16 protein-coding genes are annotated in these 15419 nt (G+C 38.2%); 15 read left to right on the top strand and 1 reads right to left on the bottom strand.

Features of this window, described 5'->3' with window-relative positions; genetic code table 11:
• Positions 1 to 18: 18 nt before the first annotated feature.
• From BET01_RS01460 to BET01_RS01425, 8 genes are all read left to right on the top strand, one after another.
• A complete protein-coding gene (locus tag BET01_RS01460) occupies positions 19 to 1461 on the top strand; it encodes a glycoside hydrolase family 1 protein (RefSeq protein ID WP_120194979.1) in 1443 nt (480 codons plus the stop codon).
• Positions 1462 to 1494: 33 nt separating this feature from the next.
• Complete coding sequence (locus BET01_RS01455; RefSeq protein WP_120194978.1) at positions 1495 to 1983, top strand: PTS sugar transporter subunit IIA; 489 nt, start codon at positions 1495 to 1497, stop codon at positions 1981 to 1983.
• A gap of 331 nt (positions 1984 to 2314) precedes the next feature.
• On the top strand, positions 2315 to 3706 hold the full coding sequence (locus BET01_RS01450; RefSeq protein WP_120194977.1) for an aldehyde dehydrogenase: 1392 nt from the start codon (positions 2315 to 2317) through the stop codon (positions 3704 to 3706).
• Positions 3707 to 3782: 76 nt separating this feature from the next.
• Positions 3783 to 4547 carry a sugar phosphate isomerase/epimerase family protein gene (locus BET01_RS01445; RefSeq protein ID WP_120194976.1) on the top strand — a complete coding sequence of 255 codons (765 nt, stop codon included), beginning with the start codon at positions 3783 to 3785 and terminating at the stop codon, positions 4545 to 4547.
• Positions 4548 to 4628: 81 nt separating this feature from the next.
• Positions 4629 to 5060: an Rrf2 family transcriptional regulator gene (locus BET01_RS01440; RefSeq protein ID WP_120194975.1), complete on the top strand. Its 432-nt coding sequence runs from the start codon at positions 4629 to 4631 to the stop codon at positions 5058 to 5060.
• A 101-nt stretch (positions 5061 to 5161) separates the two neighbouring features.
• On the top strand, positions 5162 to 5800 hold the full coding sequence (locus BET01_RS01435) for an NAD(P)-dependent oxidoreductase (RefSeq protein WP_120194974.1): 639 nt from the start codon (positions 5162 to 5164) through the stop codon (positions 5798 to 5800).
• 107 nt (positions 5801 to 5907) lie between these two features.
• Complete coding sequence (locus BET01_RS01430) at positions 5908 to 6108, top strand: hypothetical protein (protein ID WP_120194973.1); 201 nt, start codon at positions 5908 to 5910, stop codon at positions 6106 to 6108.
• A 62-nt stretch (positions 6109 to 6170) separates the two neighbouring features.
• Positions 6171 to 6749: a DUF4256 domain-containing protein gene (locus BET01_RS01425; RefSeq protein WP_120194972.1), complete on the top strand. Its 579-nt coding sequence runs from the start codon at positions 6171 to 6173 to the stop codon at positions 6747 to 6749.
• A 106-nt stretch (positions 6750 to 6855) separates the two neighbouring features.
• Here BET01_RS01425 and BET01_RS01420 read toward each other — a convergent pair whose 3' ends face one another.
• Positions 6856 to 7623: an EFR1 family ferrodoxin gene (locus tag BET01_RS01420; protein WP_158584961.1), complete on the bottom strand. Its 768-nt coding sequence runs from the start codon at positions 7621 to 7623 to the stop codon at positions 6856 to 6858.
• A gap of 137 nt (positions 7624 to 7760) precedes the next feature.
• On the opposite strand from BET01_RS01420, the gene BET01_RS01415 reads away from it, so the two are divergent.
• From BET01_RS01415 to BET01_RS01385, 7 genes are all read left to right on the top strand, one after another.
• Positions 7761 to 8105, top strand: a complete 345-nt coding sequence (locus BET01_RS01415; protein ID WP_120194970.1) for a winged helix-turn-helix transcriptional regulator — start codon at positions 7761 to 7763, stop codon at positions 8103 to 8105.
• Between the two features lie 248 nt (positions 8106 to 8353).
• Complete coding sequence (locus BET01_RS01410) at positions 8354 to 9070, top strand: ABC transporter ATP-binding protein (protein WP_120194969.1); 717 nt, start codon at positions 8354 to 8356, stop codon at positions 9068 to 9070.
• Entirely contained in the window at positions 9067 to 10629 is a 1563-nt protein-coding gene (locus tag BET01_RS01405; protein ID WP_120194968.1) for a hypothetical protein, read from the top strand. The genes BET01_RS01410 and BET01_RS01405 overlap by 4 nt, the downstream gene beginning before the upstream one ends.
• Positions 10630 to 10719: 90 nt before the next feature.
• Positions 10720 to 11409, top strand: a complete 690-nt coding sequence (locus BET01_RS01400) for a hypothetical protein (protein WP_120194967.1) — start codon at positions 10720 to 10722, stop codon at positions 11407 to 11409.
• A 159-nt stretch (positions 11410 to 11568) separates the two neighbouring features.
• Entirely contained in the window at positions 11569 to 13020 is a 1452-nt protein-coding gene (locus BET01_RS01395; RefSeq protein WP_120194966.1) for a DEAD/DEAH box helicase, read from the top strand.
• 52 nt (positions 13021 to 13072) lie between these two features.
• Entirely contained in the window at positions 13073 to 13597 is a 525-nt protein-coding gene (locus tag BET01_RS01390) for a YehS family protein (protein WP_120194965.1), read from the top strand.
• Between the two features lie 209 nt (positions 13598 to 13806).
• Positions 13807 to 15132 carry a DEAD/DEAH box helicase gene (locus BET01_RS01385; protein WP_120194964.1) on the top strand — a complete coding sequence of 442 codons (1326 nt, stop codon included), beginning with the start codon at positions 13807 to 13809 and terminating at the stop codon, positions 15130 to 15132.
• Positions 15133 to 15419: the final 287 nt, after the last annotated feature.

The following is a 15419-nucleotide window of genomic DNA, read 5'->3' as shown; positions in this document are numbered from 1 at the left end:
GAATGGAGGTAACAAAATATGAGTTTTCCAAAAGGATTTTTATGGGGGGGAGCTACGGCTGCCAATCAATTTGAAGGTGGCTGGAATGAAGATGGAAAAGGCGATAGTGTCTGTGACCATATGACAGGCGGAACAGTCAGCGCACCACGTTACTTTACCAATACAATCAATGAGGAAAAATATTATCCATCTCATGAAGCTGTTGACTTTTTCCATAGATATAAAGAAGATATTGCTTTAATGGCAGAGATGGGATTTGGCGTATATCGTCTGTCTATCAACTGGACCCGCATTTTTGCAAAAGGAGAGGAAGAAACTCCAAATCAAAAAGGACTAGATTTTTATCGATCTGTGTTTGAAGAATGTAAAAAGTATGGGATTGAGCCACTTGTTACTATCTCCCATTATGAGTTACCGTATCATTTGATGGATCAATATAATGGCTGGACAAATCGCAAATGCATTGACTTTTTCCTGAATTATTGTAAAGTATTGTTTATGGAATACAAAGACCTGGTAAAATACTGGCTGACATTTAATGAAATCAATTGTCTGGTCATGGGGGTAGGAGATATCTTATCTGCTGGTATCAAGTGTGAAGATAGTCCAGCTCAGGTGCTTGGCCTTCCTAGTACAAAAGAACAGTTGACCAATCGTTATCAGGCTCTTCATCATCAATTCCTTGCCAGTGCAAGAGCGGTGAAATTAGGGCATGAGATCAACCCTGAGTTCCAGATTGGCTGTATGGTTGCAGGAGGTTCCGTTTATCCTTACACTTGCAATCCAGATGATGTGTTAAAGGCTCAGCAGGATATGAGAATGAATTATCTTTGCGGAGATGTACAGGTACGGGGAGAATACCCACATTTTACAAAAAGAATGTTTGAGGAACTTGGTATTTCAATCATCATGGAAGAGGGAGATCTAGCCATTCTAAAAGAAGGAAAGGTTGATTTCTACAGCTTCAGCTATTACATGAGCACCTGCTCTACGGTTGATACAGAGGCACTGAAAGCATCTGGTAATGTGATTATGGGTGTGAATAATCCTTATCTAAAATCAAGCGAATGGGGCTGGCAGATCGATCCAAAAGGCCTTAGATATCTCTTAAATGAATTATACGGCAGATATCAGCTCCCAATGATGGTGGTTGAAAATGGATTAGGCGCCATCGATAAAATGGAAGCAGACGGTAAAATCCATGATCACTATCGAATTGAATATCTTCGTGAGCATATTAAGCAGATGGAAGAAGCGATTAAAGATGGCGTAGATCTAATTGCTTTTACCCCATGGGGCTGTATTGATCTGGTGAGTGTGTCTACCGGTGAGATGAAGAAGCGTTATGGATTTGTTTACGTAGATAAAGACAACGATGGGAATGGAACATTAGACCGGGTTCGTAAGGATTCCTTTTACTGGTATAAAGATGTGATTGCATCAAATGGTAAAATGTTATAATAGAACTTATTTAAATAAGGCAAAGGAGATACAATGGGATTATTTGATAAATTAGCAAAGAAATTTTCAAACACAACAACCGTCTATGTACCGATTCCTGGGGAAGTGATCTCCTTAAAGGACATCGCAGACGGTGTGTTTTCCGAAGGGATACTTGGACAAGGCGTTGGAATTAAGCCAAAAGATGGTCTGGTATACGCGCCCTTCGACGGTAAGGTAGTTCAGATTGCAGATACCAAACATGCGATTTGTATCCAAAATAGCGCTGGCGTCCAGTTAATGATACATGTGGGATTAGATACCGTTAATATGCAGGGGAATGGATTTGAGCAGCAGGTACAGTTGGGGGATACGGTGACCGGTGGTCAGCAGATTATGACATTTTCAATGGATGAGATTAAAAAAGCTGGATATCCTACCACTGCAGTGGTTGTTATCTTAAATTCCAATGAATACAGCTCCATAGAGATAATAGGAGATGGAGAAGTAACTAAGGCAGATAAACTGATTCAGGTTTCATAAGGGAAAGTTTTTATAAAATAAATAATTCGGAATAATGGAAATGGACTCCAAGCAGCAATGCAACGTCTGCCTATTTATAATAATAAGGATAAGCTCTTAAGGCCAGGGAAACGAAAAACGTTTCCCTGGCCTTAATCTATGAACCTTTGGAAAGACCACAACGTGTCGAATTAAGGGGGAAGTTAGTTGTTGACATCGGACAGGCTAAAAGATACCATAGATACAAAGAAAAGCAAGCATTAAGATCTATTCAATGCAATCAAATACATATTTATCAGCGTTTGACTGATACTGGCTTATAAGTAGATTACTGTGAAAAAGGAGAACAAATATGGAACCATTTGATTCAAAATGCCTAAATGACCTCTTAAAGATACAAAAGGATTTTTATCGTCATGGACATACCCATAGCATTTCCTTTCGTCTAAAACAGTTGGTAAAGCTAAGGGCGGCCCTTCATTGTTATGAAGAAGCCATAAAAGAGGCGCTATATAAGGATTTAGGCAAAGGTGAATTTGAAGCATATGTAACTGAAATCGGATTTGTGTACCACAGCATTGGTTATATGATCAAAAACCTGCGTAAGTGGGCAAAACCTCAAGCGGTGAGGACACCGCTCCACCTGCAGCCGTCTAAGAGTTATATTTTAAAGGAGCCTTATGGAACCGTTCTAATTATAGGCCCGTTTAATTATCCCTTTCAGCTTTTAATCGAGCCTTTAATCGGTGCAATCGCTGGGGGCAATTGCGTGATATTAAAGCCATCGGAACACACCCCTCACTTATCCGCAGTGATTGGAAAGCTTATTGGTGAAACTTTTCATAAGTCCTATATTCGAGTGATTCAGGGAGGTAAGGAGGAGACTTCTTTGCTCATTCATGCGCCTGTTGACTATATCTTTTTCACTGGCAGCCCTATGGTTGGAAAAATTGTTATGGAGGCCGCAGCGAAAAATCTGGTGCCAGTTACACTGGAACTAGGTGGGAAAAGTCCTGCAATTGTGGATCGCACCGCAAATCTTACTCTGGCGGCTAAACGAATTATCTGGGGAAAATTCTTAAACGCTGGACAAACCTGCATAGCACCAGACTATGTTCTGGTTGAAGAAGGAATAAGGGATGCGTTCATAAAAGAGATGAAAGCGGCTCTCTTTGAATTCTTTGGAACTTCCCCAGTAAGAAGCAAGGATTTTGGCAGAATTGTAAACCAAGGGCAATTTGACCGTTTGGTGACAATTCTTAAAAAGGATCATTCCCATATTCTACACGGGGGACATTATAAAAAGGAATTACTATTTATAGAGCCTACCCTGACGGAGGCAGTTTCCTGGGATAATGCTGCTATGGAAGAAGAGCTCTTTGGGCCGATACTTCCAATTATGACTTACAAATCACTGGATCAGGCAATTCTCATGATACAGGAACATGAAAAACCATTGGCTCTTTATCTATTTACCAGGAGTAAGCGTGTGGAGCGAAACGTGTTGACAAAGGTTTCCTTTGGTGGAGGTTGTGTCAATGATACGATTTCCCATGTTGCCAACCACCATCTTCCTTTTGGTGGAGTAGGTAATTCAGGAATAGGTGCTTATCACGGCAAATATAGCTTTGATTTATTCACCCATGCAAAAGGCATTATGAAAAAGAGTTTTTGTTTGGAGACTGGTCTTACGTTTCCTCCTTACAAGAATAAGTTAAACCTGATTCAGAAGATATTAAAATAAGTGATTATAAAAGTAGCAGCCACGGTGAAGGTTATAATAATAAAAGCAATTGCTAATGATGGAAAGGGAGCGTCTTATGATTAGTATTTATGATTGGTTTGGTTACGATCTGCCGATGAAAGAGCGGTATCACTTAATTAAGGAAGCTGGATTTGAAGGTGTTATGTTGTGGTGGAGTGACGGATTTGGCCGTAATTATTACCGAGATGCCCCTGAGTTAGCAAGGGAAGCGGGTCTGTTTGTAGAAAACATTCATGCCCCACTTCAAAATCAACATGATCTTTGGAGTGACAATCCAGGCGGAGAAGCGTTAACGGATTGCTATTTGCAATGCATTGCTGACTGTTACGAATTTAAAATCCCCACCATGGTAATTCATCTGCCTAGTGAGGGACATCCATATAATGACCTGGGAATGAGTAGAATTGGGAAAATAGCAGAACAAGCAGAGCAATTTGGTATAAACGTAGCTTTGGAAAATTTGCAAAATTTTTCCAATCTATCTCATGTACTAGAGCAGATTGATTCCAAACGCATTGGATTTTGCTATGACTGCGGACATCACTATCACTACGTTCCAGACAAGGATTTGTTATCTATGTATGGCTCCCGGCTAATGGCGCTTCATCTGCATGACGATAATGGAAGTTACGGCATGCACGGGCTTCCCTTTGATGGTACGATAGATTGGGAAACCGCCATGAAAAACATTGAAGCAACAGGTTATACAGGGCCCACGGCAATTGAGGCGATGTATTGGGATTATGAAGATTTGACGGCTAGAGAATTTTTACATAAAGCGTCTGAAAAAGCAAAACGTCTGGAATCTTTGAGGATATAATGTTCAAGAAAAATGAAAAATGAAAAGGATACTTGACAAATGAGTTGGTTGTAACTATAATGGTTACAGGAGGCGATGCAAATGAAAATTAGTAGCCGATTCACAGTTGCCGTTCATATTTTGTCTCTCCTGGCTATTTCAAGTAATGTTTTATGTACTTCAGAATGGATTGCCGGAAGCGTAAATACCAATCCGGTTGTAATTCGAAGGATTATGGGAATGCTGAAGAAATCAGGCATGGTGAGTGTCACCTCTGGAACAGGGGGAGCTTCTCTATTAAAGAATCTTAATGAGATTACTCTACTTGATGTTTATAAAGCTGTGAAAGTGGTGGAGGAAGGGGAATTGTTTCAATTCCAGGAACATCCAAACCCTAATTGCCCGGTAGGAGCTAACATTCAGGGAGTTCTCGAACTGGTATTATTCCGGTCTCAGGAAGCCATGGAAAGCGTTTTAAAAGAAGTGACCATGGAGGAACTTGTGAATAATTTAAGTAAGAAAATTGAATCTTAATGCATTCAATTTTTTTTACCTCCCAGTTGTAACAAAAGAGGTTACAACTAAAATGATAAATAATTAATTATGATAGAAAAATAGAGATAGGAGATATTAATATGAAAATAGGAGTAATTGGTGCTACCGGTAAAGCTGGAAGCCTTATAACAAAAGAAGCGGTAAATAGAGGCCATGAGGTAACTGCCATTGTCAGAAATGCTTTGAAAGTAGATAATAAAGACGTTAAAGTGCTGGAGAAAGATATATTTGATTTGGTATCAAGTAATCTGGAAGGATTTGATGTTATTGTTAATGCATTTAATTCTGCGCCAGGGGAAGAGGCTCTTCACGTGGAAGCTGGTGATAAGTTGATTGGATTGTTGAAAAATGCTTCCAATACAAGACTTATTGTGGTTGGCGGAGCAGGTAGCTTGTTTGTAGATGAGGGAAAAACAGTACGTCTTGTTGAAACTCCAGATTTTCCAGAGGCTTATCTTCCTACCGCAAGTAACATGTTGAAAAATTTATTGGAATTAGAAAAAACAGAAGGCTTAAACTGGACTTATATCAGTCCATCTGCTTTCTTTGATCCCCAGGGAGAAAGAACTGGAAGCTACGTAGCTGGAAAAGACCATCTTCTGGTTAATGGAAAAGGTGATAGTTATATTAGCTTTGCTGATTATGCCATTGCTGTTATAGATGAAATCGAACAGCCTGAACATATAAAAGAAAGATTTACGGTAGGGTCCAAAGGTTAATGGGTCGTTTGACCTAGGAGAAAGACAGTCTATGATGTGGTTTGATTTTTTATAAACCATATCAAAGGCTGTTTTTACATTGGTTAACATGTATTTGATTCCTACCATTGAAAAACATTCAGCAATTTTTAAAGTTGGTAAATGAGACTGGAAACGCATTCTTTACTCAAACGGTATACAAAGGTACACCTGGAATCTGGGCGGCTATCAGCAATTGGAGGGGGAAAAAAGAGGATATGGAAGTTGGCTGGGAGATATTGAAACAGGCGTATGATTCTTATGTTAAGTTATTTATGCGAAATGATTAAATCATCATGAACTACGTAAACTATAATAGTATTCTTTGATACATCCAATGGAGGAAACTATAATGACTGAGAATAAAAATGATAGAAAAAAGGAGTTATCCGTGCAACAGTGTGAGGAGCTGCTTAGAATATTAAAGGTTCGTTTTGAAAAAAATGAAAAATTACATCAAGGCATTCAATGGGAATTGGTGCAAGCAAAACTTGAAGCAAATATGGAAAAGCTCTGGTCACTGAACGAGATGGAAACAACCGGAGGTGAACCAGATGTGATTGGTTATGATGAAAGTAAAGAGGAATACATGTTTGTTGATTGTTCTTCTGAAAGTCCCAAAAATCGCAGAAGTCTTTGCTACGACCGAGATGCCTTGGAATCAAGAAAAGAACATAAACCGGAAAATAGTGCCATTGATATGGCAAATGCCATGGGCATAGAGATTTTAACAGAGGATCAATATCGGGAACTTCAAAAACTTGGAAGCTTTGATACAAAAACCAGTAGCTGGGTAAAAACACCGGCTCATATAAGGGAACTGGGTGGTGCCATCTTTTGTGACCGCCGCTATGATACTGTGTTTTTATACCATAATGGGGCAGATTCTTACTATGGTGTCAGAGGGTTTCGAGGTTTTATAAAGATTTAAATAAAAAATCATGGAGCAGACAGATGGTCAATTAGAGATGTTAAGTGAAAGCAGGCACGTAACGATGCCTGCTTTTTATTTTTTACAAATGACACTTATAACAGACTTAAACATTTGGATTATAATACTGTCCTCTTTTTTCTGTTTTATCTCCATATTGAATAGCTCTAACGGGGCAGCGGTGTAAGCATGCCATACATTTCGTGCAGTCTTTTCCCCATGTAGGATATTTGTTTTTTAGATGAATGTTCTTTGTTGGACAAATCCTTTCACATAAGCCGCAGGAGATGCAATTACTTTTAACCTGAAATTTTTTCGTTCCTAAACAAAATCCATTAAAATATGGGTTAAACATATAGGTTCTAAACCAAGGAAAACTTCCGCTATAGCAGTCAAAGATATCCTCTGTTTTATTTGATAAATGATGGTTGATGTCTTCCACCCTTTGTTTCGCCTGTTCCAACTTTTTATGTTCCAACTCTTTTGAATCTAAATCATAATCAATAACATAATTATTGGGCATGAAAACAGAAAATCCACTATTTAATTTGATGTTACTTTTCTGTAGATTTGCTGACAAAACGTTCATGGTTAGCCCAACATGGTCCCCGCAAGTACAGACGGAATATGTATAGTGCTCATCCATATTAGTAATGACTAGATTATTTATAAACTCCGATACTATTTTAGGAGGTGCCCAGGCATAGACTGGAAATACAAATCCAAGCATTTCACCCTGCTTTAAAGTAAATGAGAACGGTCCACGTTTTTCTTTCATGAGCTCTGGGATAGATAATATTCGATCATCTTGAAGTTCAGCCAGCTTTTTAGCCACCCATAAGCTATTTCCTGTACCTGAAAAATAAAATATCATTCTTCTCTCTCCTTTAAATTTCCATGTTTTAGTGTTACTATATTTTAGAGGCCCTGTCATAATATTATAATTCAAAACTGCATTTTACAAGTACGCACAATTTTGTGCCCACAAAATATCATAATGAGGTGGTTAAAATGGAATCAAGTGATTGGTACGATGGCTCATGTGATCTCGTTCATACTTTTAACTATATTTGCAAAAAATGGAGGCTCCCCATTCTATGGTATTTGTCTCAAGGAAATTTTCGATATTATGAGCTAAAGAGACAACTTTATGGTATTACCAATATTATGTTAACCCGTTCCTTGCAGGATTTAGAGAGCCATGGAATGATCTGGAGAAAACAGCATTCAGAAACCCCTCCACACGTGGAATATGGATTAACGGAACAGGGGAATCATATTATTCCTGTGCTAGAGGTATTAGAAGCTTGGGGAGAGATGCAAGTGGAATATGAAAAGAGAGTTGATTGTAACTAGGGAAAAGGTTGCAGTGATTTTATGAAGTAAAGTTCCTCCATTTTTTGACGCTTCGGTAAATGTAATAATGGAAGAGGTTGTTAGTTCAAGAGTTACAGGAGTATTCATCTCTAATTTCTCAGTTTTAGGGCAACCTTTAACTGGAGACTGACATCACATGTCCATTGAATTACCTAGCATGTTCATTTCCGACTCAAAACTTAAAACGTCTCAAGAATTGATAATTTTTCGGTAAAGGAGGAATTAATATGTCTGTTCTAAATATTAAAAATCTTACAAAGGTTTATGACAATAAAAAGAAAGCCGTTGATGATTTGAGCTTATCCATTGAAGCCGGGGATATTATGGGATTCATTGGAGCAAATGGAGCAGGAAAAACAACCACATTAAAGGCGGTAGTGGGGATCCATGGTTTTGAAGAGGGTGAAATTACCATAGGCGGACATTCCATTAAAAAAGAACCCATTCTATGCAAATCCATGCTTGCTTATATTCCTGACAACCCGGATCTTTACGAACATTTGACTGGTTACCAATACATTAACTTCATAGCAGATCTATACAACGTTTCAACGTCTTTACGATCACAGGCCCTAAAAAAATATGGAGATATGTTTGAAATGACATCTAATCTTACACATGTCATATCCTCTTACTCCCATGGTATGAAGCAACGAACTGCAATTATTTCCGCTTTGGTCCACTCGCCTGATCTGTTGATTTTAGACGAGCCATTTGTTGGACTTGACCCCAAAGCAACATTCTTACTAAAACAGGTGATGCAGGAACGGGTGTCAAGTGGCGGTGCAATTTTCTTTTCTACCCACATCCTTGATGTTGCGGAGAAGTTATGCAACAAGGTTGCTATTATTAAAGATGGGAAACTAATCGCAAGCGGTCCCATTGAAGCAGTAAAAGGAAATCAATCATTGGAGGCCTTTTTTATGGAGGTGCAGGACGCATGAAAATAACATGGTTGTTGCTTCGAACGCAGATAATAAATTATCTTTCCATAAATGAAATCTTGCAGTCCAGAAACAGGAAGAAGTCTGCTGTTATGATGGGGATTGGAATGGTTGCGATGGTGGTGTTTTTATTTACCTATAATGTCTTAACCGCTCAAGCATTAGTTCGAATGGGAGAACAGGATATAATACCAGCTTATATGGTTGCTACTTCCAGTTACGCAATCTTGTTTTTAACAATGCTGCGTGCAAATGGTATTTTATTTGGAAGTCGAGATATGGACCTGTTACTATCTCTGCCCATAAAACCCAGTCAGATTGTAAGCAGTAAATTTATGTTTATGTATCTGCTAAATTTTTTTATTGGCTTTATATTTATGGCTCCTGGGGGAATTGTATGGATGGGAAATGCTCCACAAGACTATCTCCTATTTTTGCTGTACTTTGTATCCATATTTTTCGTTCCGTTGATTCCTATGTGTATTGCATCATTTATTGGGCTTTTGGTGGTGCTTGCCTCTTCTCGTTTTAAGAACAGAAATCTCTTTTCGCTCCTGTTTTCCTTTGCTGCACTTGGTCTGATTGGGTATATAGGGGTCTCAAATATGAAATCAGGAATTGAGATTGAAAATCTAGGGGCTATGCTTGCAACGCAGATTACAGGAATCTACCCTTTGTCAAAGTTATTCCTTTCTCAAACCGCTTTTTCTCAAGTCGCAGGTCCCTTTGCATTTATCGGGTTGTCAGTCATTGTATTTTATTGTTTTATGAAGGTTATCTCAGTGAAGTACTCTATTTTTGATGCTCTTGCAAAAACGTCCTCTCGCTACATTGGAAACCGCAAAGTAAAGCTGAAACAGCAATCTCCGTTCCTCGCACTGTATAAAAAAGAATTTGCACGATTTCTCAGCTCCTATATGGCGGTATTAAATACAGGGCTTGGTGTAATCCTACTGTGTGTAAGTAGTCTCCTTTTAATCGTGATGTCCCCAGAGAAATTGGGACACTATATGAACGTGAAAGATATGAATGGGTTTCTCACTAACTATGCTCCTATTGTAATTGCTGCTATGATTTCATTAAGCTGTCCGGCGGCCTCCTCGTTATCTTTGGAAGGGAGAAATATCTGGATCTTGCAGAGTTCCCCAGTTTCGGTTAGAAAGATATTAGATAGCAAACTTGCAGTAAATTTAACTCTACATGCCGTTGCCTATTTGTTAGCAGTGTTTGCTCTTATTACACGTCTGAGATTAAATTTTTTGCAGATTTTGGGCTTGTTGTTTATTTCCATCGCTTATTCAATATTTACATCTGTGCTTGGAGTTGTCCTCAATAAAAAGTTTCCAAATTACGCCTGGGAGAATGAGATGGTGGTAGTAAAACAAAGCCTTCCAGTCATTGCAGCCAACACGATCAGTATGATAGCCGTTGCCTTGCCGGTTTTGCTTCATTTAATTCTGTCTTTACCAATGATTCAAACCTTATGGGGAATGGCAATTGTTCTTATCATTGCATCAACGATCATGTATCAAAAAGCTTGTAAATTAAGTTTTATTTAAATCATATTAAGATGACTATAATATAATTATTATATATAATAATCTTGTAACGAATAAAACAAAATTCAATGACATAAAGGAGGACTAACCATGAAAGCATTTAAAAAATATGTAATTATGACCACGTTAATAGCTTTTAGTGCTATGGCCCTATATGGTTGTGGTAAGAATCAGGTAAAATTACCAGAACCTACAACTACCATTGCACCAACAGATCCATCATCAAATACAGTAGAACAAACAAAAGACAGTACTGTAGATCATACAGAAAATGTGACAAAAGAAGGTTCTGCAGATAACGAAGGAAATGATAGTTTAAAGCAACTTGCATTTCTAAATCAGGAGAAAACCATTACCCTTTCAGATGTTGTAGACGATGAAAAGATGGAGAGTCTGCTTGGAAAGGCAGATGAGATAAAATCCCACACTTACTCCCCAGATGATGGCAAAAACATGGATCAGTTAAATGGAAAGACAGAAAAAGAGTACCATTATCAAGGTCTTGTGATCAAAACTATGGATGGCGCAGAGAATAAGAAGTCATATATTTTCAACATTGAAATCATAGACCCGAAATATCCAACAGTAAGAAATATTAAAGTAGGCGATAGCTATGAACTGTTAAAAGATACTTATCCCGAAGGAAATCTGTTGGGAGGGGAGATCAGTAACGAAGAGGATGATTATCGATATGAGCCAGCAAATTATGTGGACGTCATGAATTTTCATATCAAAGATAAAAAGGTAGAAAGTATCCAGATATATTCTCTGATCGATTAAACCGAATCAATGATGAAGATTCCCACAATGTTAAATTGTGGGACTTTTCACTTTTATTCCCCCATTAATACGTGTTGTGATATAATAGCATAGCAAATAGAAACAAGGACGGTGCAAAAGGATACATGCAACCGTTTCAATGGAATGAGAGGCATAAACATGATTCATAAAAGTTTTAGTAGTTTTTCTTTGAGCGAGGATATTAAAAAGGCACTTCAGGTATTAGAGTATAAGGTACCAACCGAAGTTCAGGAAAGTGTCATTCCATTGGCGTTAGAAAAAACGGATCTAATCGTAAAAGCGCAGACAGGTAGTGGAAAGACGGCTGCATATGCGATACCAATTTGTGAAATGGCCGAATGGCTTGAAAATAAACCCCAGGCACTGATTTTAACGCCGACTAGAGAACTTGCTGTGCAGGTAAAAGAAGAAGTTACCAACATCGGTAGATTCAAACGAATAAAAGCAACTGCTATCTATGGAAGACATCCATTTTCCATTGAAAAAACGGAGTTGAAACAAAAAAATCATGTTGTAGTAGGGACACCAGGACGAGTGATAGATCACATTGAAAAAGGAACGCTGCCACTAAGTAAGATCAGCTACTTGGTCATTGACGAGGCGGACCGGATGTTGGACATGGGATTTATTGAGCAGGTAGAGACGATTATAAAAGAGCTGAAAGTGGAACGGGTAACCATGCTATTTTCTGCCACCATGCCAGATAAAATTAAAAAGATGTCAATCAATGACATGAGGACCCCGGTATACATTGATATTAATGAGGCCAGCGTTACGACTGGGGATATTAACCATTCTATCTGCAATACATCAGAGGCAGATAAATTTGAGCTGTTAAATGATATTACCATAATGGAAAATCCAGATAGTTGCATCATCTTTTGCAGTACCAAGGACCGTGTGGATATGGTGTGTGAGCGTCTGAATCTTATGGGATACGGCGCTAGAAAGATCCATGGCGGTATGGAACAAGATGATCGTATATCCGCAATGCAGCGGTTTAAGCGAGGCGAATTCCGGTATCTGGTGGCTACAGATGTGGCGGCGAGAGGTATTGATGTAGAGAGTATCTCCTTGGTTATTAATTATGATATTCCAATGGAAGAGGAAACCTATGTTCATCGTACGGGAAGAACCGGTCGTGCAGGACAAAAGGGAAAGGCAATTACCTTCGTGACCCAGACCCAAACCAGATTTTTAAGAGGAATTGAAACTTTAATCGGGTTTAAGATCGAGGAAAGACCAAATCCTGAAAAAGACCAAGTATCTCGGGTGAAATCATCTTTTGAAGAAAAAATCAATGCGGCTCCTGAGATTAAAAAGGCAAAGAGCGACCAGTTAAATAAGGGCATTATGAAGTTACAATTCAATGGCGGTAAGAAAAAGAAGCTGAGAGCAACGAATTTTGTTGGAGTGCTGTCCAATCTTGACGGAATGACGGCAGAGGATATTGGTATTATAACCATTCAGGAAACCCTAACGTATGTAGAGATTTTAAATAGCAAGGGTCCCCTGGTATTAAAGCAAATGAAAGACACAAAGATAAGCGGAAAGCAATTAAAGGTAATGAAAGCATTGGATAAACGCTAATCACGTGGTATAGTATTGAGTAAATGATAATGAAGATGCAAAAGGGGATTTTATGGAAAATCACGATATATTAAAAAGATTACGATATGCTTTGGATATAAAAGACGTTGATATGGTTGGGGTATTCAGGCTGGGTGGAGTTACCATAACAAAAGAGAAAATTCAAGAGATGTTATTAAGTGCCACTGCAATCAGTAAGTTCGCTCCAACCACGAAAGAAGCTCCTTCAGACGCCCAGAAAGTATGCAGCAATCGCATGTTTGAGTCCTTCTTAAATGGTTTTATTATTTATAAAAGAGGGAAAAAAGAAGAGAAACCAGGGGAATCGGACAAGCAGGCATTCATGATAACCAGCGATAAAGACGTGAATAATGTGGTCTTGAAAAAGCTTAAGATCGCACTGTCACTCACCAGTGAGGAGATGCTGGCTATTTTTAAAGATGGCGGACTTGAATTATCCAATAGTGAATTAAGCGCAGCGCTTCGTAGACAGGGCCAGCGAAACTATAAGATAAGCGGTGACCGGTATGTGAAATCATTTTTAAATGGGCTTACAGAAAGAAACAGAAAGAAATAATTAAATGGAAGAAAACGCCCAGAGTAATGATTTCTCTGGGCGTTTCCTATTACTGGTTATTATAGGTAAATCCATAATATACCGTATTTATAGGTAGCAAAAATGCTCAATAAATGCTACTATAAACAAGGCAAATCGAATTTTGAATGTTTTGACGACATCATATTAAGAGAATTACTACAAAATAAATGAATAAACAAGGAGCTAATATGCAATTTAAAGAATTAAATGTTATACCTGAGATATTAAAGGCTTTGGAGATGGAAAACTATTCCACACCAACTCCAATACAGGAAAAGGCAATCCCAATTGTATTAAGCGGTAGAGATTTACTAGGGTGTGCCCAGACAGGTACAGGTAAAACAGCTGCATTTGCAATCCCAACCTTACAACTCCTAAGCGAGGAAAAAGCACCTCAGAAGGCAAATCATGCAATAAGGGCATTAGTCGTAACTCCCACTAGAGAGCTTGCGATTCAGATATATGAAAGTTTTTGTACCTATGGAAAATTTACAAAGTTAAAGTCTTGTGTGATTTTTGGAGGGGTATCCCAAAAGACTCAGGAAGATAAATTAAAACAGGGAGTGGATATTTTAATTGCCACACCTGGTCGATTAAATGACTTGTTGAATCAAAAAGTCATCGATTTAAAACACTTGAAAATATTTATATTAGATGAAGCGGACCGTATGCTGGATATGGGATTTATCCATGATGTTAAAAAAATCATTTCCAGAATCCCTGCAGAAAGACAAACCTTGTTCTTTTCCGCTACCATGCCAGCAGATGTGGCTAGACTTTCCGATACCATGTTAAAGAATCCTGCTAATGTAAAGATAACACCAGAGTCCACAACAGCGAATACCATCGATCAGTATGTGTACTATGTAGATAAAGAAAATAAAAAGGATTTACTTCTGCACATCTTAAATGATCAAAGCATTGAATCCCTTCTTGTTTTCACCAGAACAAAGCACGGAGCCGATCGTTTGGTTAAGCAGTTATCAAAGAATAAAATAACAGCAAAAGCCATCCATGCGGATAAATCCCAGGGAGCACGTCAAAGTGCCTTAAGCAGCTTTAAAGAAAGAAAAATCAGAGTATTGATCGCAACGGATATCGCTGCAAGAGGAATTGATATCGATGAGCTTACTCATGTGGTTAATTATGATCTTCCAAATATTTCTGAGACCTATGTACATCGTATTGGACGTACCGGACGTGCAGGATTAAATGGAATCGCAATTGCATTTTGTGATTTTGATGAGAAAGAACTTCTTTCTGATATTGAACGGTTGATCAGAAAGCATTTAAAAGAAGTAAAAGATCATCCGTTTCCATTGTTAAATAATTTCCCGGCTGTAAAAATAACACAACCAAGAAGAGATCCATCAAAGGCTAAAGCGGCTGCAGCTGCCCCCAAAAAGAAGATGAGAATGACAGCAGATGGTGTACTGAAAGAAAAAACTGGATTTTCAAAAACGCCTAGAAGCAATAGAAAGGGATCTACAGATTCCAAACGAGTTTCAAGATAAAGAGATGATTCGATAAATTTATTATAAATGATAAGCGCTTAGGGTGATTCATACCTTGGCGCTTTTTTGTTTACATAAGATGATTGGGAAAAAGAAATAGAGCACATCAAACGTTTTTATCCATTGAGGAATGTTTAAATCATGTAAAAAAGTAACATTTACACATATATATTTAACAAAAAACCATACAAATTAACCAAATATAATGTTATGATAAAAAAAGAATAAGACATAAGAGGTATTAGGGGGGAATGAAATTAGTTCTGCTTGTTATAAAGACACAAGGA

It is taken from the genome of Lacrimispora algidixylanolytica (genome assembly GCF_003609635.1).
GTDB classification, from domain to species: Bacteria; Bacillota; Clostridia; order Lachnospirales; family Lachnospiraceae; genus Lacrimispora; species Lacrimispora algidixylanolytica.
This window is presented reverse-complemented; position numbering and strand designations above follow the sequence as displayed.